Here is a 23,462-nt window from a genome sequence, read left to right as displayed (position 1 = left end):
ACAATGAAGCGAGTTTCCGCCGTCCTGGCGCTGGCCATTGCGAGTGCGTTCAGCGCACAAGCAGCAGTCACGCAAACCACCCGCTACGTCATCATTTCCGAGAACAACGGCAAGCAGATGGGCGAGCAAGTGGTGGAAAGCCACGACGACGGATTGACCAAGGTTCGCTACATCTACAAGGACAACGGCCGCGGCCCGGAACTGACGGAGGAATTCCGCCTGGCCGCCGACGGCACCATGTCCTACTACCACTCCAAGGGCACGTCGACCTTCGGCGCGGTGGTGGACGAGTCCTTCGAACGCAAGGGCGGCAAGGCGCAGTGGACATCCACCACCGAGCAGGGCGCGCAAGACGTCAGCGGCCCGGCCGTCTATGTGGCGCTGAACGGCAGCTTCGAAGTCGATTCGCGCGCGATCGCCGCGCTGGCCAGGACGCCCTCGGCCAGCATCCCGCTGCTGCCCTCCGGCACCCTGAAACAGGTGGTGCTCGATGAGGCGCAGGTTGCCGGCCCCAAGGGCCAGTCGCAACAGGTGCAACTGGTGGCGCAGACCGGCCTGGGGCTGAGCCCGAAATTCCTGTGGATCACCAAGGGCGCCCATCCTTCCCTGTTCGCAGTGGTGGAACCGGGCACTTACGTGTTCGCCATCGAAGGCTGGCAGGACAACGGCAAGCTGCTGGCCGAGCGCCAGAAAGTCGCCGAGGCGAAAATGCTGAACGATATGGCGGCCAAGCTGCAGCACCCGCTGCAAGGCCTGACCGTGGTGAAGAACGCCCGCATCTTCGACAGCAACAAGGCCACTGTCGGGGCGCCGTCCGACGTGTACGTGCTGCGCGGCCGCATCGCCGCCATCCTGCCGGCCGGCGCGCCGGTGCGCGGCGCCGTCAACGAGATCGACGCCGGCGGCCGCATCATGCTGCCGGGCCTGTTCGACATGCACGGCCACATCGGCCGCTGGGAAGGCGCGCTGCACGTTGCCGCCGGCGTGACCACGCTGCGCGACATGGGCAACGACAACGCCCAGCTGCAGATGATGATCGACGAAACCGCCGACGGCGAGCTGCTGGCGCCGCAAATCGTGCCGGCCGGCTTCCTGGAGGGCGAAAGCGCGTATTCCTCCAACGGCGGCTTCGTGGTGAAGACGCTGGAGCAGTCCAAGCGCGCCATCGACTGGTATGCCGAACATGGCTATCCGCAGCTCAAGATCTACAACTCCTTCCCGAAAGAGATCCTGAAGGACACCGTGGCCTATGCCCACTCGCGCGGCATGCGGGTGTCCGGCCACGTGCCGGCCGGGCTGCGCGCGCAGCAGGCGCTGGATGCCGGCTATGACGAACTGCAGCACATCAACCAGGTCATGCTGAACTTCCTGTTCAAGCCGGGCGTGGAAACCCGCAGCCTGGAACGCTTCTACCTGCCGGCCGAGAAAGTCGCCGGCCTGGACTTCAACTCGAAGGAAGTGAAGGACTTCGTCGCCACGCTCAAGAAAAAGCAGATCGTGATCGACCCGACCCTGGCCACCTTCGCCTTCCTGAAGCAGAAGGACGGCGACGTCAACGAGCCGTGGGCGGCAGTGGAAGGCAATATGCCGCCCGACGTGGCGCGCGGCTTCCACGTCGGCACCATGAAGATCCCGGATGCGGCGACCCAGGCGCGCTACGAGAAATCGTTCGCCAAGATGGTGCAGTTCGTCGGCATCCTGCATAAGGCCGGCGTGCCGATCGTGGCCGGCACCGACGACCTGGCCGGCTTCACCCTGCATTCGGAGCTGGCGCTGCTGGTCAAGGCCGGCCTGACCCCGGCCGAAGCAATCCAGGTGGCGACCCGCAACGGCGCCCGCTACACCCGCACCAGCGCCGACCGCGGCAGCATCGAGACCGGCAAGCTGGCCGACCTGGTGCTGGTCGACGGCGACCCGACCAGGGATATCGAAGACCTGCGCAAGGTGTCTGCCGTGATCACCCGCGGCCAGGTGATCTATCCTAAGGAAGTGGACGAGGCGCTGGGCATCAAGCCTTTCGTCGCCAACGTGCCGGCGGTGAAGCCGCTGGAAGCCGTGCCGGCCAATATCGCCGGCTCGAACGACGGCGTGTTGCGCCGCGCTGGCGCAATTGGCCGCAAGCACGATTGAATCACTTATACTGCCAGTTTAATTTTTAGTGAATCTTATGCAAAAACCAAGCAAACGCCGCTCCGGCGGCTTCACGCTGATTGAAATCATGGTGGTTGTCGTGATCATGGGCGTGCTGGCGGCACTGGTGCTGCCTAAGGTGCTGGACCGCGTCGGCCAGTCCAAGACTGCCGCTGCCAAGGTCGAAATCTCCACCATCATGCAGGCGCTGAAGATGTACAAGCTGGATAACCAGCGCTACCCGACCACCGAGCAGGGCCTGCAATCGCTGATGGCCAAGCCGACCGCCGGCCCCGCCGCCAACGGCTGGAAGGCGCCGTACCTGGAAAAAATGCCGAAGGACCCGTGGGGCAACCCGTACCAGTTCCTGTCCCCGGGCGTAAAAGGTGAAATCGATGTGTTCTCCTATGGCGCCGACGGCCAGCCAGGCGGCAGCGGCGACGATGCAGATATCGGTTCCTGGGAAATCTAAGCGTTCGGCCGCGCGTTGGGCCGCGCATCGGGACGGCTTTACGCTGATCGAGCTGCTGGTGGTGCTGGTCATCATCGGCATCACGCTCGGCCTGACCGTGATGAATGTCGCGCCGTCCCAGGCGCAAGCCATGCAGAAGGAAGCGCAGCGCATCGCGCTCCTGATGCAATTGGCGCGCGATGAAGCCATCGTGCGCAACCGGCCGATCGCCTTCGAGGCAGGACCGGACAGTTACCGCTTCCTGGTGCGTAACGACAAGACCTGGGAAACGCTGCCGCAGGACGACCTGCTGCGCGAGCGTCCTTTTCAGTTCAGCCCCATGACCCTGCTGCTCGACCCGCCGACCAATGTGCCGGGCAGCATGCGCATCGTGTTCGGCCGCGAGCCGGTCGACCGGCCTTTCGCGCTGACCATGGCCAGCGGCGACCTGCGCGCCGTCATCCGTGCCGACGGTGTCGGCCATTTCACGGTGGACTGAACTATGCGGCAACGAGGCTTTACCCTGCTGGAAGTGCTGGTGGCGCTGCTGATCGTCTGCACCGCGCTGGGCGCCGCCTTGCGCGCCATGGGCAGCCTGACCCAGAACAGCGAAGGCCTGCGCACCAATATGATGGCCATCTGGTCGGCCGAAAACCGCATGGTGCAGGTGCGCCTGGCCAAGGTGTGGCCGGCGCCGGGCAAGACCACCTTCGAGTGCCCGCAAGCCGATTTCAACTTCATTTGTGAAGAAGTGGTGTTCACGCTGCCGAACCCGCGCATGCGCCGGATCGAAGTGAGCGTCTTCGAAGCGAGCGCGCCGCAACGCCGCATCACGTCCCTGAACCAACTGGTGCTGCAGGAATGAACAGCGCGCGCGGCTTTACCCTGATTGAACTGCTGGTGGCGATCACCGTGCTGGCCATCGTCGCCGTGCTGGGCTGGCGCGGGCTGGACGGCATCGTGCGTTCGCGCGAGCAGTTGACGCAGAACATGGAGCAGACGCGCGGCACCCAGCTCACCTTCGCCCAGCTGCAAAGCGACCTGGAACAGATCGCCGACAAGACGCTGCTGCGCGAACGCCAGAACATGCTGGCCGAAAGTAACCGCCTGGTCTTTGTGCGCACCGTGCTGGTCGAGAATGCGGCGTCGCAGCTGCAGGTGGTCAGCTACACCATCCGCGACGGCCTGCTGGCGCGCACCGAGTCGCAGGGTGCGCGCGACCTGCTGCAACTGGACGCGCTGTGGAAGGCCGCCCTCGAACAAAGCACGACGCAGTCGATGGTGGGCTTGCAGGCCGGCGTGGCCAATATGGAATTCCGGGTGTGGGAAGGCGGCGGCTGGCGGCAGCCGAACAATGCCGCCAGCGAGCCTGCCGCACCGAAATGCGAAGATCCCGACCCGAACAAGTGCAAGGACTTCACCCCCAAGCCAGCGAACAAGGCGGAAGGCCCGACCGGGCTGGAAATCTCGCTGCAGATCCAGGGCCAGCCGGCGCCGCTGGTCAAAGTTTTCCTGCTGGGGTCCGTATGAAACCACGCTTTGCGGCCCGCCAGCGCGGGGTAGCTGTTGTTACGGCGCTACTATTGACCACCCTGGCCGTGACCATCGTGGCCAGCCTGTTCTGGCAGCAGCAGGTGCAGGTACGCTCGATCGAAAACCAGCGCCTGCATTCCCAGACGCGCTGGATCGTGCGTTCCGGCCTTGATCTGGCGAGGCTTATCCTGCGCCAGGACATGCTGGATAGCCGTACCATGACGCGCGCCGACGGCCTGTGGGCCACGCCGTTGGCCGAAACCCGGCTCGACGACTTCGTCAAACGCGAAAAGATCGAAGGCGAAACTTTCGACGCTACCATTTCTGGACAGAATTACGACGCACAATCGCGCTACAATCTTGTAAATCTGGCCAGTACGACCGGGGCTGGCGGCATCAACAAGAAGCAGATGGCGGTCTTTGCGCGGCTGCTGCAGATCCTGCAGCTGGATCCGGCGCTGGCCAAGGCGGTCGCGACCCAGGTGGCGCGCAGCGAGGGCGCCGGCTTGCTGCAGCCGCCGCCGGGAACCCCGCCCACGCCGGACATCGAGCCGGTGCTGCCGGGCAGCGGACAGCCGATGAAGATGCTGCGGGCCGAGGACCTGCTGTCGGTGTCGGGTTTCGACCAGAAAGCCATCGACAAGCTGCGCGATTTTGTCGTCGTGCTGCCGGCGGCGACGCCGGTCAACGTCAACACGGCGCCGGCGGAAGTGCTGGCGGCCCTGATCAACGGCTCGCTGTCGGAGGGGCAGAACCTGGTGGTGGCGCGCAAGCGCGCCCCGTTCCTCAACGTCGGCAACTTCAAGCAGAACGCGGGTAAGCCGCCGCTGCTGCAGGACAGCGATATGGATTGCCGCAGCGATTACTTCCTGGTGATGAGCCGGGTCAAGCTGGATCGGGCGGAACTGGTGTCGTGGTCGCTGATCCATCGCGACCAGAACGGCACCCAGGTGGTGTGGATACGGGAAATTTAAGGAATAGGGAAGGCCAGCTTTGACAACACTCTACATTCGGTATCCGGCCCGCGCCGCGGCCGCCGACAACGGCGTGCCGGCGAGTTGCCAGTTCGCGCTGGTGGGCGATGGCGGCAACGTGATGCAGCAGGGCGCCGGTGCGCTGGGCAACCTGGGCCAGCTGGTGTCGGGCGCGCGCCGCGTGGTGCTGCTGCTGGCCGCCGCCGATGTCTCGCTGCTGAAAGTCAAAATGCCGCCGCTGTCGGGCGCCCGCTTGAAGGCCGCCCTGCCGAACCTGGTGGAAGAACAAGTGCTGGGCGATCCGGCCGACTGCGTGCTGGCCTTGGCGCCGGCCAGCGGCGACAGCGACGAACGCGTGGTGGCGGTGGCCAACCGCGCCTGGCTGGAAGTGCTGGTCAAGGCCCTGGTGGCGCAAGGCGCGCACGGCGTATCCGCGCTGCCGGTGCAACTGAGCCTGCCGCTGGCGCCGGGCAGCGTGTCGGCCGCCCTGGGCGTGGACGACGCCGGCCTGGAACTGACCTTGCGCAGCGCCCCCAATGAAGGCCTGGGCCTGACCCTGCCGAATGCCGCCGAAGCGGCGCTGCACACCCTGCGCGCACTGGCCGGCGAGGCTCCGGTCACGCTGTACGTGGCGCCGGCCCAGCGTGCCGAATATGCGGCGGCAGCGGCCAACGTGCCCGGCATCACGCTGGAAGAAGACAACTGGGTGCACCGCATCGCCGCTGCGAAAGCGGTACCGTTCGACCTGGCGGCCGGCCTGGGCGCCGTCAGCGGCGCTACCGCGCGCGCCTGGGCGCGCTGGAAATGGCCTTACCGCATCGCCGTCGCCGCCGTGCTGGTCAATATCGTCGGCATGAACTGGGAATGGATGCGCCTCAAGCGCGAGGAAAGCGCGCTGCGCCAGAACATGACGCAGGTGTTCCGCTCCGCCTACCCGAACCTGCCGATGATCGGCGACCCGGTTGAGCAAATGCGGCGCAATATCGCGGTGGCGCGCGCCGGCAGCGGCGGCGGCACGGCCGACGAATTCACCACGATGAGCGCGGTGCTGGGCGAAGCGCTGGCCGTGCTGCCCAACCGCGAAGCGGTGGCGGGCATCGATTACAAGGAACGCAGCATGACGGTCAAGTTCAAGCCGAACAGCGTCGACGCCAACGCGCTGGCGCAAGTGCAGGCCGCGCTGGCCCAGCGCAAGATGAGCGCCACCGAAAGCGGCCCGGGCGTGTGGCTGGTGAAGGCAGGGGGCAAGTAATGGCGCGCCTGAACGACAAGATCAACGGCTACCGCGCGGCGGCCGCCGCCTGGTGGGGCGCGCGCAACGAACAGGAGCAGCGCATGCTGGCCATCGGCGGCATCGTGGTTGCCCTGGGCCTGGTATGGGGCGTGCTGATCGACCCGGCCTTGACTGGCCGCGCCAGGCTGCAAAAAGACCTGCCGCGCATGAACCAGCAATTGGCGGAGCTGCAGGCGCTGGCCGGCGAGGCGACCCAGTTGGCGGCCCAGCCGCCGGTCCAGCCGCAGCCTTTGAGCAAGGACGGTGTGGCGGCGCGGCTGCAAGCGGCCGGCCTGGCCACGCAAAACCTGGCAGTCACGGGCGATTACATTAAAGTGGAATTCAAGGGTGTGCCGTTTCCCGGCCTGGTGACCTGGCTGGACGCGATGCGCCGTGAGCAGCGCGTGGTGGTGCAGGAAGGCAGCGTGACGCAGCAAGGCCCCGCCGGCCAGGTGGATGCCAACCTGACCCTGCGCCAGGAGTCTTCCGCACAATGAAGCGCGCGGTCTTGTGGTTGCTGGCCATTGTGCTCAGCGCAGGCCTGACGGTGCTGGTTTTCCTGCCCGCCAGCTGGATGGGGCAAGTGGTGGAAAGCCAGAGCGGCGGCCGTTTGACCCTGGGCGATGCGCAGGGTACGCTGTGGCGCGGTTCCGCCTTCATCGGCGGCGCCGCCAGCAAGGATGGCGCGGTGACGCCGCTGCTGCCCGGACGCTTCAGCTGGCGCTTGTCGCCGTTGGTGCTGTTCGGCAGCGTGGACGTGGAATTGCAAAATCCGGACGCGCTGACGCAGCCGGTGTCGCTGCGCGGTGGCTGGAGCAGCTGGGACGTCAGCCCGGCCGCCCTGATGCTGCCGGCCGACGGCCTGGCCGGACTGGGCGCGCCCCTGAACACCCTGGCGCCGAGCGGCCGCATGAAATTGTCCTGGTCGTCGCTGCACCTGGCGCGCGCAGGACAGGCGGTGTCGCTGAACGGGCGCACCACGCTGGAAATGCAGGACATGTCGTCGCGCCTGACGCCGGTGAAGCCTTTGGGCAGTTACCAGCTGGCCTTCGACTGGAAAGGCCAGCAAGCCGCGCTGGCGCTGAATTCGCAACGCGGCCCGCTGCTGTTAAGCGGTGCGGGAAAGTTCGCGCAGGGCCGCTTGGAGTTTTCCGGCCAGGCGGAAGCGGCAACAGGATTTGAAGACCAGCTTGGCGGCTTGTTAAGCATGCTGGGCCAGCGTAAGCCAAACAGCGTTAAAAACGTCATTGCACTAGAGTTCCGATAATGAAAACACACACTGCAAGCCCAACCTCCTTCCCGGCGCTGCGCCGCCTGAGCGCTGCCGCGCTGTTGTGCTGTGCGCTGGCGCCTGCCGCCGCTCCGGTGCCGGCCTGGGCCCAGCCCAATGACGAAGCCGCGCTGAATTTTGTCGGCGCCGACATCGAATCGGTGATCAAGGCCGTCGGCCACTACACCAACATCACCTTCCTGATCGACCCGCGCGTGAAAGGCACGCTGACCCTGGTGTCGGAAAAATCCATCACCAAATCGCAAGCCTTCCAGCTGCTGGCCTCCGCGCTGCGCCTGCAAGGCTACGCCATCGTCAGCGGCGACGGCTACGCCAAGGTGGTGCCGGAAGCGGAAGCCAAGCTGCAGGCGTCGCCGACCGTGATCGGCGGCCAGAAAAGCCCGCAGGGCGACCAGATCGTGACCCAGGTGTTCCACCTGAACCACGAAAACTCGGCCAACCTGGTGACCGTGCTGCGGCCCCTGATCACGCCGAACAACACCATCAACGCCAACCCGGGCAACAACACCCTGGTGATCACCGACTATTCGGACAACCTGAAGCGCCTGGCCAAGATCGTGGCTTCGCTCGATGCGCCGTCGTCGGCCGACCTGGACGTGGTGCCGGTGCGCTACGCCATCGCCAGCGACCTGGCGGCCATGATCAACAAGCTGATGGAACCGGGCGCCGGCGGCGACTCCGGCCGCGTCACCCTGGTGCCGGACCCGCGCACCAATTCGCTGGTGGTGCGGGCACCGTCGGCGGCACGCGCCAACCTGGCCAAGTCGCTGATCGCAAAGCTGGACCAGCCGACCGCGCAGGCCGGCAATGTGCACGTGGTCTACCTGAAGAATGCGGAAGCCACCAAGCTGGCCGAGACCCTGCGATCCGTGGTGTCGGGCGATGGCGGCAGCAGCCAGTCCGGCAGCAATAGCGGCAGCCTGTCCTCGCTGGGCGGCGCCGGCGCCGGCAACAGCCAGATGGGCCAGTCCGGCCTGGGCGCATCCTCGCAGTCGGGCAGCGGCCAGAATGGCCCGAGCAATCCTGCGCTGCAAAGCGGCAGCCGCAGCGGCTCGCAGGGCGGCGGCGGCGGTTCGGCCGGCTATATCCAGGCGGACGCCACCACCAACACCCTGATCATCACCGCGCCGGAAGCCGTTTACCGCAACCTGCGCAGCGTGATCGACCAGCTGGACGTGCGCCGCGCCCAGGTCTATATCGAATCGATGATCGTCGAAGTCAACGCCGACAAGCTGTCCGAATTCGGCGTGCAGTGGGCCGGCCTGAGCGGCAACTCCAACAGCAGCTACCGCATCGGCGGCGGCACCTCGTTCGCCACCGATTCCGGCAACAACATCATCAGCCTGAACAACCTGTCCAACGGCGCCACCGGTACCACGCAGCCGACGCCGCCGGGCGCCGGCCTGACGCTGGGCGTGTTCAAGCAGCTCGCGAACGGCAAGCTGGGCCTGGGCGCGATCGCCCACGCGCTCGGTTCGGACGGCGACAGCAACATCCTGTCCACGCCGAACATGATCACGCTGGACAACGAAGTGGCGACCATCAAGGTCGGCCAGAACGTGCCGATCGTGACCGGCTCCTACAACACCACGGCCGGCACCACCAGCAATCCGTTCACCACGGTGGACCGCAAGGACGTCGGCATCACGCTCAAGGTGCGGCCGCAGATTTCCGAAGGCGGCACCATCAAGCTGGCCATTTATAACGAGAGTTCGAGCATCGATGCCAGCGTGACCTCGACCAGTGGCCTGATCCTGAAGAACCGCGTGATCGAAACCAATATCCTGGCCGACGACGGCCAGGTGCTGATCCTTGGTGGCCTGATCCAGGACGACACCAGCGACGGCGTGGAAAAAGTGCCGGGCCTGGGCGATCTGCCGATCATCGGCAACCTGTTCAAATACCAGAAGCGCAGCCGCAAGAAAACCAACCTGATGGTGTTCCTGCGTCCGGTGGTGGTGCGCAACCGCGAACAGCAAATGAGCCTGACGGCCGACCGCTACGACTTCATCCGCGCCTCGCAGGAAGCGTCCAAGCCGGAATCGAGCATGGTGGTGCAGGACCTGGGCCGCCCGACCTTGCCGGAACTGGTGAACGGCGAGCCGAATGGCGGCGGCCAGATGGTCCGTCCGATTCCACCGGCGCCGCGCACCGTGCCTGAACAGAAGCAACAGCAATGAGCAACCTGCTGCCCTACGCCTTTGCGCGCGACTTCCTGGTGCTGGCCCAGCCCAGCGCCGAAGCCGAGCACGCGGTCGATGTGATGATGTCGGCCGCCACGCCTGCTTCCGCGATTGCGGAGGTGTCGCGCCGCTTCGGCCGCATCAACCTCAAGCACCTGTCGCGCGCCGACCTGGAAGCGGCCATTGCCACCGCCTATGCCAGTGCCAGCGGCGACGCTTCGCAGGTGGCGGAAGAATTCGACGCCGACCTGGACCTGACCAAGCTGCTGCAGGACGTGCCGGCGATTGAAGACCTGCTGGAATCGTCCGACGACGCGCCGGTGATCCGCATGATCAATGCGCTGCTGACGCAGGCGTTGCGCGATGGCGCATCGGACATTCACATCGAACCGTTCGAACAGACCTCGGTGGTGCGTTTCCGTGTCGACGGCGCGCTGCGCGACATCGTGCGCCCGCGCAAGGCGATCCACGGTTCGCTGATTTCGCGCATCAAGATCATGGCGCAGCTCGACATCGCCGAAAAGCGCCTGCCGCAAGACGGCCGCATCACGCTGCGCGTGGGCGGCAAGCCGGTGGACGTGCGCGTCTCCACGCTGCCGACCGGCCACGGCGAACGCGCCGTGCTGCGTCTGCTGGACAAGGAAGCGGGCCGGCTCGACCTGTCCCACCTCGGCATGAGCGAGAAGATGACGGGGCAGTTCAATAGCCTGATCAACCAGCCGCACGGCATCGTGCTGGTCACCGGCCCGACCGGCTCCGGCAAGACCACCACGCTGTACGCCGCGCTGTCCATGCTGAACAACACCTCCACCAACATCATGACGGTGGAAGACCCGGTCGAATACGACCTGCACGGCGTCGGCCAGACCCAGGTCAACGCGCGTATCGACATGACCTTCGCCAAGGCCTTGCGCGCCATCCTGCGCCAGGACCCGGACGTGATCATGATTGGCGAGATCCGCGACCTGGAAACCGCGCAGATCGCGGTGCAGGCTTCGCTGACCGGCCACCTGGTGCTGGCGACCCTGCACACCAACGACGCGGCTGCCGCCGTGACGCGTTTGCTGGACATGGGGATCGAGCCGTTCCTGCTGTCCTCGTCCCTGCTCGGCGTGCTGGCCCAGCGCCTGGTGCGCAAGCTGTGCCCGAGCTGCAAGAGCTTCGACGGCACGCAATGGAAAGCCGTGGGCTGCGAGCATTGCGGCAATACCGGCTACCAGGGGCGGGTCGGCATCTACGAGCTGCTGCAGACGGACGAACATATCCGCGCCCAGATCCACGACCGCACCTCGGAAGCCGAGATCCGCGTCACCGCGCAGCAGCATGGCGGCATGATCACCATGCGCGAAGACGGCGAACGCTGGCTGCAGCAGGGCGTGACCACGCCGGCCGAATTGCTGCGCGTGACGAAGGACTAAGCGATGCCGGCCTTCCGTTATGAAGCCGTCGACGCGGCAGGCGCCACCAAGAAGGGCGTGGTCAACGCCGACAGCGCCCGTTCCGCGCGCGCCGACCTGCGTTCGCAAGGCCTGGTGCCGATCAAGGTCGACGCCATTGCGGCGCAGGTCGACGCCAGCGGCGCCACCTCGCGCCGCGGTTTCGGCGAAAAGCTCAGCACTACCGAGCTGGCGCTGTTCACGCGCCAGCTGGCCAGCCTGCTGGAAGCCGGCCTGCCGCTGGAGCAGGCCTTCACCGCGCTGCTGGAGCAGGCCGAACGCCCCTACGTGCGCGACCTGGTGGCCTCGATCCGCTCGGAAGTGATGGGCGGCTCCTCGCTGTCGGACGTGCTGTCGCGCCATCCGCGCGACTTCCAGGAAATCTACCGCGCGCTGGTCGCGTCGGGCGAACAGATCGGCCAGCTGTCGCGCGTGCTGTCGCGCCTTGCCGACTACATCGAACGCCGCAACGCGCTGGTGCAGAAGGTCAAGCTGGCCTTCACCTACCCGGCCATCGTCACCGTGGTGGCCTTCCTGATCGTGATCTTCCTGCTCACGTATGTGGTGCCGCAGATCGTGTCGGTGTTCGCCAACACCAAGCAAAAGCTACCGCTGCTGACGGTGATCATGCTGGCCATTTCGGACTTCGTGCGCAGCTACGGCTTTGCCATGCTGGGCATCCTGGTGGCCGGCGGCTTCGTGGTGCGGCGCATGCTGCAGAATCCCGAGATCAAGCTGCGCTGGCATACCTGGCTGCTGACCGCTCCGCTGTACGGCAAGTTCGAACGCAGCCTGAATACCTCGCGCTTCGCCAGCACCCTGGCGATCACCACCGGTTCCGGCGTGCCGATCCTGCGCGCGCTGGAAACCAGCCGCGACACGCTGTCCAATGTGGCCATGCGCGACCTGGTCGAGCAGGCCAGCGACTCGGTGCGCGAAGGCGCCAGCCTGGCCCGTTCGCTGTCGGCGCAAAAGCACTTCCCGCCGATGCTGATCCACATGATCCGCGCCGGCGAAATCACCGGCGAACTGCCTGCCATGCTGGACCGCGCCGCCAGCGCCCAGGAAGCCGACCTGGAACGCCGCACGCTGACCATCGCCGGCCTGCTGGAGCCGATGCTGATCCTGGCGATGGGCGTGGTGGTGCTGCTGATCGTGTTGGCCGTGCTGATGCCGATCATCGAAATCAATCAGCTCGTGCGCTGAACCTGGAGAATTGAATTGAAACGTTTGCCTTTGATCTGCAGTGTGGCCGCCGTCGCGGTGCTGTCTGCCTCGCTGGCCTACTGGGGCATGCAGCTATTCAGGCCGAAGCAGCGCCCGATCGCCGCAGTGCCGGTGGCGCAGGTGCCGGAAGCGAATATGGATGCCGCGCGCGGGCTGTTTGGCGGGAATACCGCGCTGGCCGCCGTCAGCAATTACCAGTTGCGCGGCGTGGTGGCCGATACCCGCGGCCATGGCAGCGTGGCAATCATTTCGGCCGATGGACAGCCGGCCAAGGCCTTCCCGGTCGGTTCCGAACTGTCGCCGGGCGTCAGCGTGAAGGAGGTGCAGCCACGCCATGTGATCCTGATGGAAGGCGGGGTGCAGAAGCGCCTTGACCTGATGAGCGACCAGGGTGTGAGTTCGAGCGGCGGCATCGCGTCGCCGCTGGGCATGGGCGGGCCGCAAGAACCGCCGCAGCCGCCGCCATTGGGCACGCCCGCGCCGCCGCAGATGGCGCCGCCGCCGGTGCAGATGGCACCGGCCCAGCCGCCCACCACCTCCGCGCAGCCAACCGGCGGAGCACAGCAAGCGCGATGAGGCGCGTAGTCCTAGCCCTGCTCCTTTGCGCAGGTCTTGCTTGCGCTGCCGACCAGCCGTACCCCGATACGCGACTGCTGCAGGCTGGTGTCGGACCCAGTGGGTCTGACACCGGGGTACCGGTTCAAAAGCGCCCAAAAGTCGCCCTGGTCCTAAGTGGCGGCGGCGCCCGCGGCTTCGCCCACGTCGGCGTCCTGCGCGCCCTGCAGGAAATGCGCATCCCGGTCGATATCGTGGTCGGCACCTCGATGGGCAGCGTGATCGGCGGCGCCTGGGCCGCCGGCGCCTCGGTCAAAGACCTCGAGCGCATGGCGGCCACCACCGACTGGGACAGCGTAGTGGCCGACCGTCCCGCGCGCGACGAACTGCATTTCCGCCGCCGCGACGAAGACATCCAGATCCCGTCCCGCATCGAGTTCGGCATCACCCGCAACGGCGTGCTGGGCCCGCCCGGCGCCGCCAGCAATGCCGCACTGGAAATGGCCCTGCAGCGCCTGCTGCCGCGCGGCACGCGCGACCTGCCTGTCAGCCAGTTGCCGCTGCCGTTCCGCTCGGTGGCCTCCGACCTGCTGACCGGCGAGCTGGTGGTGCTCGACAACACGCCCCTGTTCCAGACCATCCGCGCCTCGCTGGCCGTGCCGGGCGTGTTCGCGCCGGTGCGCATCAAGGACCACCTGGTGGTGGATGGGGGCCTGGTACGCAACCTGCCGGTCGACATGGCGCGCGCCATGGGCGCCGACATCGTCATCGCGGTCAACGTCGGCACCACGCTGGCGCCGGAAAAGGAATTGGGCAGCGCGCTGGGCGTCGCCAACCAGATGCTGCAGATCCTGACCGAGCAGAACGTGCAGCGCTCGCTCAGCGAATTGCGCAAGGACGACATCCTGATCGCACCCAAGCTCGATGGCATCACCTTCCTCGATTTCTCCACCTGGGACAAGGCCATGGCCGCCGGCGAAGCAGCCGCGCGCGAACTGGCGCCGCGCCTGGCTGCGCTGGCCCTGCCCGAACGCGACTACATCGGCATGGAAAGCCTGCGCCTGGCGGCGCCGGTGGATTCCGACCGGCCGGTGAAATTGGCCAAGGTGCAGATCCAGGGCACGCGTGAAGTCAATCCCGAAGTGCTGGAAAAGCAGTCCGGCCTGGAGCCCGGCAAGCCGACCACGCGCGAGCAGGTGCGGCAAGCGGCCATGGCGCTGTACGGCCGCGGCGACATGGCGCGGGTGGAAACCGATATCGACGACGTGGACGGCGAGCGCACGGTCACCATCCGCACCACGGAAGCCGAATGGGCCCGCAGCCGCATGCGCGTCGGGCTCGAACTGGCCAGCGACTTCCGCGATTCGAACAACTTCGCCATCAAGGTGATGCATGTGCTGTCGGCCCTGAATAGCTGGGGCGGAGAACTGCGTACCGAAGGGCGGCTGGGCAATGAGCGCGGCCTTGGCGTGCAGTGGTGGCAGCCGCTGGGCGCCGGCTCGCAATGGTTCGTGATGCCGTCGGCCCAGGTCGGCAGGATTGCCGGCGATATCTTCCAGAAGGAGCAGCGCATGGCGCGCGTGGCTTACAGCACGCGTGCCGCGTCGATTGCGCTGGGGCGCCAGTTCGGCAACTGGGGCGAATTGTCGGTGGGCGTGACGCGCCAGGCCAATTCGGTGCGGCGCCTGATCCCGCAAGACCCGACCTTGCCGGTGGAGCGCGTCTACGACAGCAAGAGCTTTGCCCGCTTCCGCGTCGATACGCTCGATTCGCTGGCCTTCCCGACGCGCGGCACGCTGATCACCATCGGCCGCGAGCAGACGCCGGGCAGCGGCAGGGGCGTCGGTACCGGTGGCGTCAACTGGGGCGCGACCGCGCTGCAGGCTTTTGCCTGGAATGACTGGGCCGGCCACGTGTCGCTGGAATGGGCCAAGGCGCAAGCCGGCGCTTCGCCGGTCACGCTGGGCGGCTTCCTGCGCCTGTCGGGCACGCCGACCGATTCGATCCAGGAGCCGACCATCCTGTTGGGCCGCCTGGTGCTGGCGCGCCGTATTGCTTCGCTGCCGAGTGCTTTCGGCGGCAATATGCGGGCCGGCTTCTCGCTGGAGACGGGCGGCGGCTTCGACCGCGGGGTGAGCGCCACCGGGCGCGCCTTGAAACAGGCAGGCAGCGCTTTCCTGTCGGTGGAAACCCGTTTCGGCCCCCTGTTCCTCGGCGCCGGCGCCACCCGCGACGGCGAACAGACGCTTTACCTGTTCCTCGGGCCGATCTGGTAAGGCTCTTTGCCCTCGTCGTCGCCGTCCAGCTTCTTGTCGATCAGCTTCTTGGCGGCCTGGCGTTCGGCAGTGCTGCGGTTCTTGTCGTGCGGACCCGCCGCACGCGCCTTGGCCAGCGCCGCAATCGGGTTGCGGGGCTTGCCAAAGTTCTGCGAGGGCTCGACGCGGATCCGCATCTTCTGCCGGGTTGCCAGCTGCTTGTTAGCCATGACAGTACTTACAGTACATAACGCGACAAGTCTTCGTTGACGGCCAGCGCATCCAGCCGTTGGTTCACATAGGCGGCATCGATGGCAAGGGTCTGGTCGCCGGTTTCGGTGGCAGTGTAGGAGATCTCCTCCAGCAGCTTTTCCATCACCGTGTACAGGCGGCGCGCGCCGATGTTTTCGGTGCGCTCGTTGACCTGGAAAGCGATTTCCGCCAGGCGGGTGATGCCGTCCGGCGCGAACTCCAGGTGCACCCCTTCGGTCGCCAGCAAGGCCTGGTACTGCTTGGTCAGGCAAGCGTCGGTGCTGGTCAGGATACGCTCGAAATCGGCGATCGCCAACGATTCCAGTTCGACGCGGATCGGGAAGCGGCCCTGCAGCTCGGGGATCAGGTCGGACGGCTTGGCCAGGTGGAAGGCGCCTGAGGCGATGAACAGGATATGGTCGGTGCGCACCATGCCGTACTTGGTGTTGACGGTGGTGCCCTCCACCAGCGGCAGCAGGTCGCGCTGCACGCCGGCACGCGACACGTCGGCGCCGCCCGCCTCCGAGCGCGAGGCGATCTTGTCCACCTCGTCCAGGAACACGATGCCGTTCTGTTCCACGTTGGTGAGGGCCTTCTGCTTCATTTCGTCTTCGTTGACCAGCTTGGCCGCTTCCTCGTCCAGCAGGAACTTCATGGCTTCCTTGATCTTGACCTTGCGCGCCTTCTTGCGGCCGCCGCCCATGCCGGAGAACATCGACTTGATCTGCTCCGTCATCTCTTCCATGCCTGGCGGCGCCATGATTTCCATGGTCGGGCTTTGCTCGGCCAGCTCGATCTCGATTTCCTTGTCGTCCAGCTCGCCCTGCCGCAGGCGCTTGCGGAAGGTCTGGCGGGTAGTGTCGTCGGCGCGCGGTTCGGCCGAAGCATTGGCAAAGCCGAAATCGCGCGGCGGCGGCAGCAGGATGTCGAGGATGCGGTCTTCCGCCGCATCTTCGGCGCGCGCGCGCACCTTGGCCATTTCCGACTGGCGGGTCTGTTTCACGCCGATGTCGATCAGGTCGCGGATGATGGTGTCGACGTCGCGGCCCACATAGCCCACTTCGGTGAACTTGGTGGCTTCCACCTTGATGAAGGGCGCATCGGCCAGCTTGGCCAGGCGGCGCGCGATCTCGGTCTTGCCGACGCCGGTCGGGCCGATCATCAGGATGTTTTTCGGGGTGATCTCATGGCGCAGCGGTTCTTCCACCTGCTGGCGGCGCCAGCGGTTGCGCAGCGCAATGGCGACCGCCTTCTTGGCCTTGCCCTGGCCGACCACATGTTTGTCGAGTTCGCCGACGATTTCTTGCGGGGTCATGTTCATGCTTGGTCCAGGGTCTCGATGATGTGGTTCAGGTTGGTGTAGATGCACAGCTCGCCAGCGATGGTGAGCGACTTCTTCACGATGTCGGTCGGCGACAGGTCGGTATTCTCGATCAGGGCCTTGGCGGCCGATTGGGCGTAGCTGCCGCCGGAGCCGATGGCGCCGACGCCGCCTTCCGGTTCCAGCACGTCGCCGTTACCGGTGATGACCAGGGTGGCATCCTTGTCGGCCACCAGCAACATGGCTTCCAGGCGGCGCAGCACGCGGTCGGTGCGCCAGTCCTTGGCCATCTCGACCGAGGCGCGCAACAGGTGGCCCTGGTGTTTTTCCAGCTTGGCTTCGAAGCGGTCGAGCAGGGTGAAGGCGTCGGCAGTACCGCCGGCAAAGCCGCACAGGACTTTGTTCTGGTACAGCTTGCGCACCTTGCGGGCGGTGCCCTTCATGACGATGTTGCCCAGCGTGACCTGGCCATCGCCGCCGATCGCGACATCCGTGCCGCGACGCACGCACAGGATGGTGGTGCCGTGAAATTGTTCCATGTTAATGCCTTTGTATGAGGATTAACGCGGTATTTTGGGGCCGCAGCCCCAAAATTCAACTGCTCAGTACTTGTGGGGGAAGAGCCGCGCTATTTCAGCATAGCCCAGCAGGCGCATCAGTGCGGCGACCAGGTGGTTCAGGTCGCGGAACTCGACGCGGCGCTCGCCGCTGGCCAACTCCGCCACCTTGTTCTGCAGCGCGCTGGCCGCGCCAAACTCCATGCGCGCCAGGCGGCCGCAATCGAATACCACCACCGGGTTTTCGCTGGCGTAGGCATCGATGGCGCTCAGCAGGCCGCCGATGTCGCCTTCGATCAAGGCCGGCAGCATGAAGCGGTCGGAAGCGGCCGCCGTGGCCTGGCGCGGGGCATTGGCAACCTTCTTGGGCGCGACGAACGGCGGCGGCGACACCTCGAAGGTGACGCAGTAGTCCATCGACGCTTCCTCGAATTCCTTTTCCTGGTTCAGCAGGCGCAGTAGTTCGAGATACAGCAGCCACGGTCCCTCGCCCACGTCGCGGTTGCCGATGCTCAGGATATCGCGCACCTGTTCGGCCAGTTCGGCGGCACCGACCACGATCAGTTCGCGGTCGCTGGCCTGCACCTTCTTCAGCGCTGCCAGCAGCAGGGCGCTGCCGTCCGGATCGACGCCGTTGACGCGCGAGAAGTCCAGCCGCAGCGGCTTCTTCTCGTCCATGCTGTCGAGCCGTTCCAGTTGCGGCGCCACCGAAGCGTTCAGCACGCCGCTCAGGCCCAGGGTAGGCGCCACGCCGGAGTAGCCGCGCGCCACTTCCGGCTTCTTGCTGTCGGCGCTGGCGGGCGGAATCCAGGACGGCGGCGAGGTTTCGTACTGGCTGGCGTAATCGATCGATACGTTCTCGAACGATTCCTGCCGGCCCAATACCTGGTAGAGGTCGAACAACATCCACCACACGGTGCGGTCCTGCGCCGAGTCCGGCAGGCTGCCCAGCAGCATCTGTTCGGCCACTTCCGCCTGGCCATTGGAATACAGGATCGCGATCTCTTCCACGATCGGCGCGCTTTCGGCGGCCGCCGCTTCCAGAGGCACATCCTCATCGCCCAGCAGTTCGGTGGTGTATTGGTCCAGCAGGGGCAGGGTGGCGCCGTCGTTGGCGGCAGCGGCCGAAGCTGGCTGCAGCGTGCGCGGCTTGCGGGCCCAGGCTGGTTCCGGTTCGTTAAAGATGTCCGCCGCCATCGCCGCCTCGATGGCGTCGATCTTCATCGCGGTGGCGCGGGCGATTTCGCGTTGCAGGTCCGACTGTTGCGCGCGTTGGCGCTCCAGTTCGCTGTTCGCGGCCAGGCGTGCAGCGTCCGCATCGTCAGTTTCGACGACGCTTTCCTCAACCTTGCCTTTTTTAAAGATGGAGAACAGTCCCATAGGATCACTAGTGTAGCCCAACGGAAAATTATAAGGGCGTACCGTACGTGTAAAGAAAAGAAAAAAGCACGCCTAAGCGTGCCTTTTTCTCGTTTTGTGGCAGATCAGTCGCCGTACAGCTTCTGTTTCAGCTCGCGACGCTGCTGTGCTTCCAGCGACAGGGTAGCCGTTGGCCGTGCGATCAGGCGTGGAATGCCGATCGGTTCGCCCGTTTCCTCGCAATAACCATAGTCGTTATTGTCGATGGCCGCGATCGATTGCTGCACTTTCTTCAGCAGTTTGCGTTCGCGGTCGCGGGTACGCAATTCCAGTGCGTGCTCTTCTTCGATGGTGGCGCGGTCGGCGGGGTCCGGCACCAGCACGGTTTCGCGCAGGTGTTCGGTGGTTTCGCCAGCGTTTTTCAGCAATTCTTTTTCAAGGTTTTGCAGCTTGTTCTTGAAAAACGCCATCTGGGCCGGGTTCATATAGTCCTTTTCGCTCATCTTCAGAATTTCTTCTTCGGTGAGCAGGACATCCGCGGCGGGGGTCGATTTATTTGCTTTTGTCATGACTTCGCTTACCTTCGATACGACGGAGTTTTCAAATTTCTGCGTGGGTGGCGCCAAAAAAACGCCTTAGTTTATACCAAACATTGTTCAAGGCCAGTAATAAAGATGTCTTTCGGGAGATTTTTGCCAATAAACACCATTTTGCTGGCCCGTGTCTCGTTTTCGCCCCATTTTGCACCCAGGTCGCTGCCCATCAATTGATGCACGCCCTGGAATACCACTTTCCTTTCTGCGCCCTGCATCAACAATACGCCTTTGTAACGCAACATGCGAGGACCGTACACATCTACCAGACCGCCCAGGAATTCATCCAGCTTGGCCGGGTCAAACGGGCGTTCGCTCTTGAACACGAAGGCCGCGATATCGTCGGTGTGATGGGCGTGGTGGTGGTCGTGATGGCCGCAGTGCTCGTCGTGCACATGGCCGTGCTCAGGGTCGTGCCCGCAGTGCTCATGGTCGTGCTCGTGGCCGTGCTCGTCCTCGGCCAGGAAGTCGGGGTCGATTTCCAGCTTTTCGTTCAAGTTGAAGCCGCGCAGGTCCAGCACCTCGGCCAGCGGTGCCTTGCCGAAATCGGAACGGCCGATCGGCGCGCGCGGGTTGATGCGCTTCAGGCGCGCGCTCAGCGCGTCGACCGCGGCGGCATCCACCAGGTCGGTCTTGGACAGCAGGATCTTGTCGGCAAAGCCGACCTGGCGCTGGGCTTCTTCGTGTTCGTCAAGCTGCTGCATGGCGTGGCGCGCATCGACCACCGTGACCACGGCGTCGAGCATATAGTGAGCGCCTACTTCCTCGTCGATGAAGAAAGTCTGGGCCACCGGACCGGGATTGGCCAGGCCGGTGGTTTCAATCACCACGCGGTCGAATGCGATCTCGCCGGCGGCGCGGCGCTTGGCCAGGTCGCTCAGGCCGACGATCAGGTCGCCGCGCACGGTGCAGCAGATGCAGCCGTTGTTCATCTCCACGATTTGCTCGCGCGATTCCTGCACCAGGATCTCGTTGTCGATATTCTCCTGGCCGAATTCGTTTTCAATCACGGCGATCTTCATGCCATGCTCTTCGCGCAAGATGCGGTTCAGCAGCGTGGTTTTGCCGGCGCCAAGAAAGCCGGTCAGGATGGTGGTTGGGATCATGGCCATAGTGGTACGGGAAGCATTGGGAATCGGTCGATTATGCCGGAATTCTGGAAATGCTGGCAAATGGGCAAACTTGAGCAGGATCAAGTTCCCGGCTATTTAATTTTAGCCCTTGGGTGGGCCTTGTCATAGACCAGCGCCAGGTGCTGGAAATCCAGCGCGGTGTAGACCTGGGTCGAGGTAATGCTGGCGTGGCCCAGCATTTCCTGCACCGCGCGCAGGTCGCCCGACGACTGCAAGACATGCGAGGCAAACGAGTGGCGCAGCATGTGCGGGTGCACCGCGACCGGCGCGCCGGCCTGGATGCCATGCGCCCTCAGCCGCAACTGCACCACGCGCGGCGTGACGCGGTTGCCGCGCTCGTTGACGAACAGTGCGCTGCTGCCATCGGCCGGCGCGGGGCGCACCGCCAGCCAGGCTCGCAGCGCCGCGAGGGCGGCGCTGCCGACCGGGACGCGGCGCATCTTGCTGCCCTTGCCGGTGACCACCACTTCGGCGTTGTCCAGTTCCAGCCAGCCCAGCGAAGCGGGCTGGCCGTCGCCGGCCTTGCGGAATTCGCGGTCCAGGCCGGCCAGTTCGGACACCCGCAAGCCGCTCGAGTACAGCAATTCGAACATGGCGCGGTTGCACAGCCGGGCCGGTTCGCCCGCGCCCGCCTGCGGCGCAGCGGGGGCCACCAGTTGCACCGCATCGTCCACCGACAGGGCCTTGGGCAGGGTCTTGGCGCGTTTCGGGGCGCGCACGCCTTCCACCGGATTGGCCGCCAGCGTGCTGTGCTGGCCGAGCCAGGCGAAGAAGCCGCGCCAGCCGGACAGCTTGCGCGCAATGCTGCGCGCATCCAGGCCGCGGCCATGGAGCTGGGCCGCATAGCGGCGGATATCGAAGTGGGTGAGGGCGTGCCAGGCCTTGCCGTCGGACAGGGCGGCCAGCTCGCGCAGGTCGCGGCCATAGGCGGCCACCGTGTGCGCGGACAGTTTGCGCTGGGTGGCCAGGTGGGCCAGGTAGGCGTCGGCCTGTTCCAGCTTGCCGGCGCCGCTCATGGCATCAAGCGAGCAGGGGGGCCAGGGCCACGCTGGCGGTTTCGCCGATGTGGACCAGGAAGTCGGTCGCCATCAGGGAAGTGAAACGTTCCGGGTCGGGCGAACCCATGATCAGCAGGCCGAAGGCCGGGCCCTTGGAGCCTGGCTTGCGCAGCGGCAGGATCACGGCGGACTTGACCTGCTCCGCCTGGTCCAGCCAGCGCACGGCTTCGAAATCGTTATTGCTGCCGCAGTACGGTGTCAGCAGGCTGTTGGCGAACAGGCGGGCGTCTTCCGACACGCCGCTGGCAAACCATTCGCCGGCGAATTCCGGCGCCACGTTGAACAGGCGCAGGGTGGCCGCCGGCACGGTGAAGCTGTCGACCAGGCCTTGCGCCACGGCGCGCGGCACGGCGGCATCGTCGCGCGTTTGCAGGATGGCCCGGTTCCAGCTGTGGAAACGGTTGGCGATGGCGGCGTTGGCCTCGGCATGGCGGGTCAGGTCGGCCATGCGCAATTCCAGCGCTTTATATTTGTCGCGCATGACTTCCATCTGGCGCTCCTGCAGCGACACCGCGCGCCCGGTCAGCGGGCTGGACAGCCTGACGTCGCCCAGCAGGTTGGCGTGTTCTTCGAAGAAATGCGGATGGTCGGCCAGGTACTGCGCGACGATTGCGGAATCCAGGGTGTCGGTCATTGTTGATGTCACATCGAATATTGCAGGCGTGGACATTTTAACCGAAGGGGCAGGCGCTTGGTGGACCAGGCCCTGCGGGCCCGGCCGCCATGTGCAGGTTCAGAAGTTGTGGTGGATGCCCAGCGCGTAATGGTTCTGGTTGACGTCCGAGGTCGACGCCGCGGTGAGCGGCAGTTTCTTCTGCGACAGGTCGAGGTACAGGTAGGTGCGCGGCGAGAGGTTGTATTCGTAGCCGACCGAGAACTGTTTGGTCTTGAGCTGGCCGTCCGGATCCTTCTGGCCGTAGCCCACGCGGAACATGCCGGGACCATAAGTGTAGTTGGCGCCCAGCATCCAGGCAGTGATGCCGTCGTTGGCGGCCATGATGTGGCCCAGGTCCTGCTTGCCGTAATTGGCCATCAGCTTCAGTTCCGGCATCGGACGGAAGTAGGCGCCGACCGAATGCCACTTGACCTCGGTCGCATTGCGTTCGGTACCGGCATAGATGGCCCACTGCGGCGCGGTGCCCGGCGCCATATAGGTGGCGCTGACCGAATACGGATAGGCGCCGGCCAGCGAGCCCACCGGATACTGCGGCGCCGCCACGGTGCCGCGGCCGACGATGGCCGTGGGCAGGCCATTGTTTTCCTTGCTGCCGATGTTGACGTTCAGCTGGAAGCCGTTGAAGACCGGCGTGTTGTACCAGATCGCGTTGGAGAAGCGGTTGCCGGAGTTGCCGGCCTGGCCGAACGGATCGGAGCCGCTGCCGGACAGGGAGGTGCGGTAGCCGGAGACCATGATGTCGGTCTGGAAGCCGGCCTGGTTCGGCATGCCGGACCATGGTTCGAACTGGGTGCTGGTTTCCTGCAGCGAGGTCAGCGCGCGGCCGGCGCGGATGGTGCCGAAGCCGCCTTGCAGGCCGACCCGGCTCTGGCCCTGGAACAGCGGACGGTTGACGCCTTCGATGGTGCCGGTGTCGGGTTCGAAGCGGATCTCCAGGTGGAACAGGGCCTTCAGGCCGCTGCCCAGATCTTCGACGCCGCGGAAGCCCAGCCTGTTGTTGTCGCGTTTGGCTTCCTGAATGGCGGTGTTCGCCGTATTGGTGGTCTTGGTAATGCCGGCATCCAGCGTGCCATAAATGGTGACGGAGGATTGCGCAAAGGCAGCACTGCTGAAGGCGCCCATCAAGGCCAGGGCCAATAACGATTTCTTCATGTGTTCGTCCTTTTGATAAGTCAAACCGGGTACGGGGATGGTTATACGATAAG

At 65.4% G+C, this 23,462-nt stretch carries 23 protein-coding genes; 14 read left to right on the top strand and 9 right to left on the bottom strand.

The genetic code is table 11. The features are described 5' to 3' along the window. The first annotated feature begins 3 nt into the window (after positions 1-3). From BM269_RS06135 to BM269_RS06070, 14 genes are read left to right on the top strand one after another with little or no spacing between them, the layout of a single operon-like run. On the top strand, positions 4-2,130 hold the full coding sequence (locus BM269_RS06135) for an amidohydrolase family protein (protein ID WP_090436133.1): 2,127 nt from the start codon (positions 4-6) through the stop codon (positions 2,128-2,130). A gap of 37 nt (positions 2,131-2,167) precedes the next feature. Beyond that, positions 2,168-2,602, top strand: coding sequence for a type II secretion system major pseudopilin GspG (gspG, locus tag BM269_RS06130; RefSeq protein ID WP_090436132.1), 435 nt, complete (start codon positions 2,168-2,170; stop codon positions 2,600-2,602). Continuing rightward, positions 2,526-3,080 carry a GspH/FimT family pseudopilin gene (locus BM269_RS06125; RefSeq protein ID WP_229204516.1) on the top strand — a complete coding sequence of 185 codons (555 nt, stop codon included), beginning with the start codon at positions 2,526-2,528 and terminating at the stop codon, positions 3,078-3,080. Before gspG ends, BM269_RS06125 begins: the two co-directional genes overlap by 77 nt. A 3-nt stretch (positions 3,081-3,083) precedes the next feature. Next, the gene (gene gspI, locus BM269_RS06120) at positions 3,084-3,446 is read left to right on the top strand and encodes a type II secretion system minor pseudopilin GspI (protein WP_090436130.1); all 363 of its coding nucleotides are present in this window, start codon (positions 3,084-3,086) and stop codon (positions 3,444-3,446) included. Next, positions 3,443-4,111, top strand: coding sequence for a PulJ/GspJ family protein (locus BM269_RS06115; RefSeq protein WP_090436129.1), 669 nt, complete (start codon positions 3,443-3,445; stop codon positions 4,109-4,111). The genes gspI and BM269_RS06115 overlap by 4 nt, the downstream gene beginning before the upstream one ends. Further along, positions 4,108-5,088, top strand: a complete 981-nt coding sequence (gene gspK, locus BM269_RS06110) for a type II secretion system minor pseudopilin GspK (RefSeq protein ID WP_090436128.1) — start codon at positions 4,108-4,110, stop codon at positions 5,086-5,088. The genes BM269_RS06115 and gspK overlap by 4 nt, the downstream gene beginning before the upstream one ends. A gap of 19 nt (positions 5,089-5,107) precedes the next feature. Beyond that, positions 5,108-6,340, top strand: a complete 1,233-nt coding sequence (gene gspL, locus BM269_RS06105; protein ID WP_090436127.1) for a type II secretion system protein GspL — start codon at positions 5,108-5,110, stop codon at positions 6,338-6,340. Next, complete coding sequence (gspM, locus tag BM269_RS06100; protein WP_090436126.1) at positions 6,340-6,858, top strand: type II secretion system protein GspM; 519 nt, start codon at positions 6,340-6,342, stop codon at positions 6,856-6,858. Before gspL ends, gspM begins: the two co-directional genes overlap by 1 nt. Next, entirely contained in the window at positions 6,855-7,628 is a 774-nt protein-coding gene (locus tag BM269_RS06095) for a type II secretion system protein N (protein ID WP_090436125.1), read from the top strand. The genes gspM and BM269_RS06095 overlap by 4 nt, the downstream gene beginning before the upstream one ends. Then, positions 7,628-9,832 carry a type II secretion system secretin GspD gene (gene gspD, locus BM269_RS06090; RefSeq protein WP_090436124.1) on the top strand — a complete coding sequence of 735 codons (2,205 nt, stop codon included), beginning with the start codon at positions 7,628-7,630 and terminating at the stop codon, positions 9,830-9,832. The genes BM269_RS06095 and gspD overlap by 1 nt, the downstream gene beginning before the upstream one ends. After that, positions 9,829-11,253: a type II secretion system ATPase GspE gene (gene gspE / locus BM269_RS06085; RefSeq protein ID WP_090436123.1), complete on the top strand. Its 1,425-nt coding sequence runs from the start codon at positions 9,829-9,831 to the stop codon at positions 11,251-11,253. Before gspD ends, gspE begins: the two co-directional genes overlap by 4 nt. A gap of 3 nt (positions 11,254-11,256) precedes the next feature. Then, positions 11,257-12,477: a type II secretion system inner membrane protein GspF gene (gene gspF / locus BM269_RS06080; RefSeq protein ID WP_090436122.1), complete on the top strand. Its 1,221-nt coding sequence runs from the start codon at positions 11,257-11,259 to the stop codon at positions 12,475-12,477. A 15-nt stretch (positions 12,478-12,492) separates the two neighbouring features. After that, positions 12,493-13,074, top strand: coding sequence for a type II secretion system protein N (locus tag BM269_RS06075; RefSeq protein ID WP_090436121.1), 582 nt, complete (start codon positions 12,493-12,495; stop codon positions 13,072-13,074). Next, complete coding sequence (locus BM269_RS06070) at positions 13,071-15,329, top strand: patatin-like phospholipase family protein (RefSeq protein WP_090436120.1); 2,259 nt, start codon at positions 13,071-13,073, stop codon at positions 15,327-15,329. The genes BM269_RS06075 and BM269_RS06070 overlap by 4 nt, the downstream gene beginning before the upstream one ends. Here the strand turns inward: BM269_RS06070 and BM269_RS06065 are convergent. The 9 genes from BM269_RS06065 to BM269_RS06025 all read right to left on the bottom strand — a co-directional run bounded on the left by BM269_RS06065 (position 15,302) and on the right by BM269_RS06025 (position 23,409). Beyond that, positions 15,302-15,538 carry a hypothetical protein gene (locus BM269_RS06065; protein WP_090436119.1) on the bottom strand — a complete coding sequence of 79 codons (237 nt, stop codon included), beginning with the start codon at positions 15,536-15,538 and terminating at the stop codon, positions 15,302-15,304. The two genes, BM269_RS06070 and BM269_RS06065, sit on opposite strands and share 28 nt — an antisense overlap. A gap of 8 nt (positions 15,539-15,546) precedes the next feature. Then, entirely contained in the window at positions 15,547-16,881 is a 1,335-nt protein-coding gene (gene hslU / locus BM269_RS06060) for an ATP-dependent protease ATPase subunit HslU (protein WP_090436118.1), read from the bottom strand. Beyond that, on the bottom strand, positions 16,878-17,420 hold the full coding sequence (hslV, locus tag BM269_RS06055; RefSeq protein ID WP_090436117.1) for an ATP-dependent protease subunit HslV: 543 nt from the start codon (positions 17,418-17,420) through the stop codon (positions 16,878-16,880). Before hslV ends, hslU begins: the two co-directional genes overlap by 4 nt. A 63-nt stretch (positions 17,421-17,483) precedes the next feature. Next, complete coding sequence (locus BM269_RS06050; protein ID WP_090436116.1) at positions 17,484-18,818, bottom strand: STAS domain-containing protein; 1,335 nt, start codon at positions 18,816-18,818, stop codon at positions 17,484-17,486. Positions 18,819-18,922: 104 nt separating this feature from the next. Further along, the gene (gene dksA / locus BM269_RS06045) at positions 18,923-19,366 is read right to left on the bottom strand and encodes an RNA polymerase-binding protein DksA (RefSeq protein ID WP_090436115.1); all 444 of its coding nucleotides are present in this window, start codon (positions 19,364-19,366) and stop codon (positions 18,923-18,925) included. A gap of 71 nt (positions 19,367-19,437) precedes the next feature. Beyond that, positions 19,438-20,502, bottom strand: coding sequence for a CobW family GTP-binding protein (locus tag BM269_RS06040; protein ID WP_090436114.1), 1,065 nt, complete (start codon positions 20,500-20,502; stop codon positions 19,438-19,440). Positions 20,503-20,594: 92 nt separating this feature from the next. Further along, positions 20,595-21,539: a tyrosine-type recombinase/integrase gene (locus BM269_RS06035; protein ID WP_090436113.1), complete on the bottom strand. Its 945-nt coding sequence runs from the start codon at positions 21,537-21,539 to the stop codon at positions 20,595-20,597. A 4-nt stretch (positions 21,540-21,543) separates the two neighbouring features. Then, positions 21,544-22,215: a DUF484 family protein gene (locus tag BM269_RS06030; RefSeq protein WP_090436112.1), complete on the bottom strand. Its 672-nt coding sequence runs from the start codon at positions 22,213-22,215 to the stop codon at positions 21,544-21,546. A gap of 99 nt (positions 22,216-22,314) precedes the next feature. Next, positions 22,315-23,409, bottom strand: coding sequence for a porin (locus BM269_RS06025; protein ID WP_090436111.1), 1,095 nt, complete (start codon positions 23,407-23,409; stop codon positions 22,315-22,317). Between the last annotated feature and the right edge of the window lie 53 nt (positions 23,410-23,462).

The organism is Duganella sp. CF458, assembly GCF_900113115.1.
In the GTDB taxonomy this organism is placed as follows: domain Bacteria; phylum Pseudomonadota; class Gammaproteobacteria; order Burkholderiales; family Burkholderiaceae_D; genus Rugamonas.
This window is presented reverse-complemented; position numbering and strand designations above follow the sequence as displayed.

Bases quoted from the DNA above. Each gene is read 5' to 3' on its own strand.
- BM269_RS06135 (WP_090436133.1), top strand. From the start codon at position 4: ATGAAGCGAGTTTCCGCCGTCCTGGCGCTGGCCATTGCGAGTGCGTTC.
- gspG (WP_090436132.1), top strand. From the start codon at position 2,168: ATGCAAAAACCAAGCAAACGCCGCTCCGGCGGCTTCACGCTGATTGAA.
- BM269_RS06125 (WP_229204516.1), top strand. From the start codon at position 2,526: ATGTGTTCTCCTATGGCGCCGACGGCCAGCCAGGCGGCAGCGGCGACG.
- gspI (WP_090436130.1), top strand. From the start codon at position 3,084: ATGCGGCAACGAGGCTTTACCCTGCTGGAAGTGCTGGTGGCGCTGCTG.
- BM269_RS06115 (WP_090436129.1), top strand. From the start codon at position 3,443: ATGAACAGCGCGCGCGGCTTTACCCTGATTGAACTGCTGGTGGCGATC.
- gspK (WP_090436128.1), top strand. From the start codon at position 4,108: ATGAAACCACGCTTTGCGGCCCGCCAGCGCGGGGTAGCTGTTGTTACG.
- gspM (WP_090436126.1), top strand. From the start codon at position 6,340: ATGGCGCGCCTGAACGACAAGATCAACGGCTACCGCGCGGCGGCCGCC.
- BM269_RS06095 (WP_090436125.1), top strand. From the start codon at position 6,855: ATGAAGCGCGCGGTCTTGTGGTTGCTGGCCATTGTGCTCAGCGCAGGC.
- gspD (WP_090436124.1), top strand. From the start codon at position 7,628: ATGAAAACACACACTGCAAGCCCAACCTCCTTCCCGGCGCTGCGCCGC.
- gspE (WP_090436123.1), top strand. From the start codon at position 9,829: ATGAGCAACCTGCTGCCCTACGCCTTTGCGCGCGACTTCCTGGTGCTG.
- gspF (WP_090436122.1), top strand. From the start codon at position 11,257: ATGCCGGCCTTCCGTTATGAAGCCGTCGACGCGGCAGGCGCCACCAAG.
- BM269_RS06070 (WP_090436120.1), top strand. From the start codon at position 13,071: ATGAGGCGCGTAGTCCTAGCCCTGCTCCTTTGCGCAGGTCTTGCTTGC.
- BM269_RS06065 (WP_090436119.1), bottom strand. From the start codon at position 15,538: ATGGCTAACAAGCAGCTGGCAACCCGGCAGAAGATGCGGATCCGCGTC.
- hslU (WP_090436118.1), bottom strand. From the start codon at position 16,881: ATGAACATGACCCCGCAAGAAATCGTCGGCGAACTCGACAAACATGTG.
- hslV (WP_090436117.1), bottom strand. From the start codon at position 17,420: ATGGAACAATTTCACGGCACCACCATCCTGTGCGTGCGTCGCGGCACG.
- BM269_RS06050 (WP_090436116.1), bottom strand. From the start codon at position 18,818: ATGGGACTGTTCTCCATCTTTAAAAAAGGCAAGGTTGAGGAAAGCGTC.
- dksA (WP_090436115.1), bottom strand. From the start codon at position 19,366: ATGACAAAAGCAAATAAATCGACCCCCGCCGCGGATGTCCTGCTCACC.
- BM269_RS06040 (WP_090436114.1), bottom strand. From the start codon at position 20,502: ATGGCCATGATCCCAACCACCATCCTGACCGGCTTTCTTGGCGCCGGC.
- BM269_RS06035 (WP_090436113.1), bottom strand. From the start codon at position 21,539: ATGAGCGGCGCCGGCAAGCTGGAACAGGCCGACGCCTACCTGGCCCAC.
- BM269_RS06030 (WP_090436112.1), bottom strand. From the start codon at position 22,215: ATGACCGACACCCTGGATTCCGCAATCGTCGCGCAGTACCTGGCCGAC.
- BM269_RS06025 (WP_090436111.1), bottom strand. From the start codon at position 23,409: ATGAAGAAATCGTTATTGGCCCTGGCCTTGATGGGCGCCTTCAGCAGT.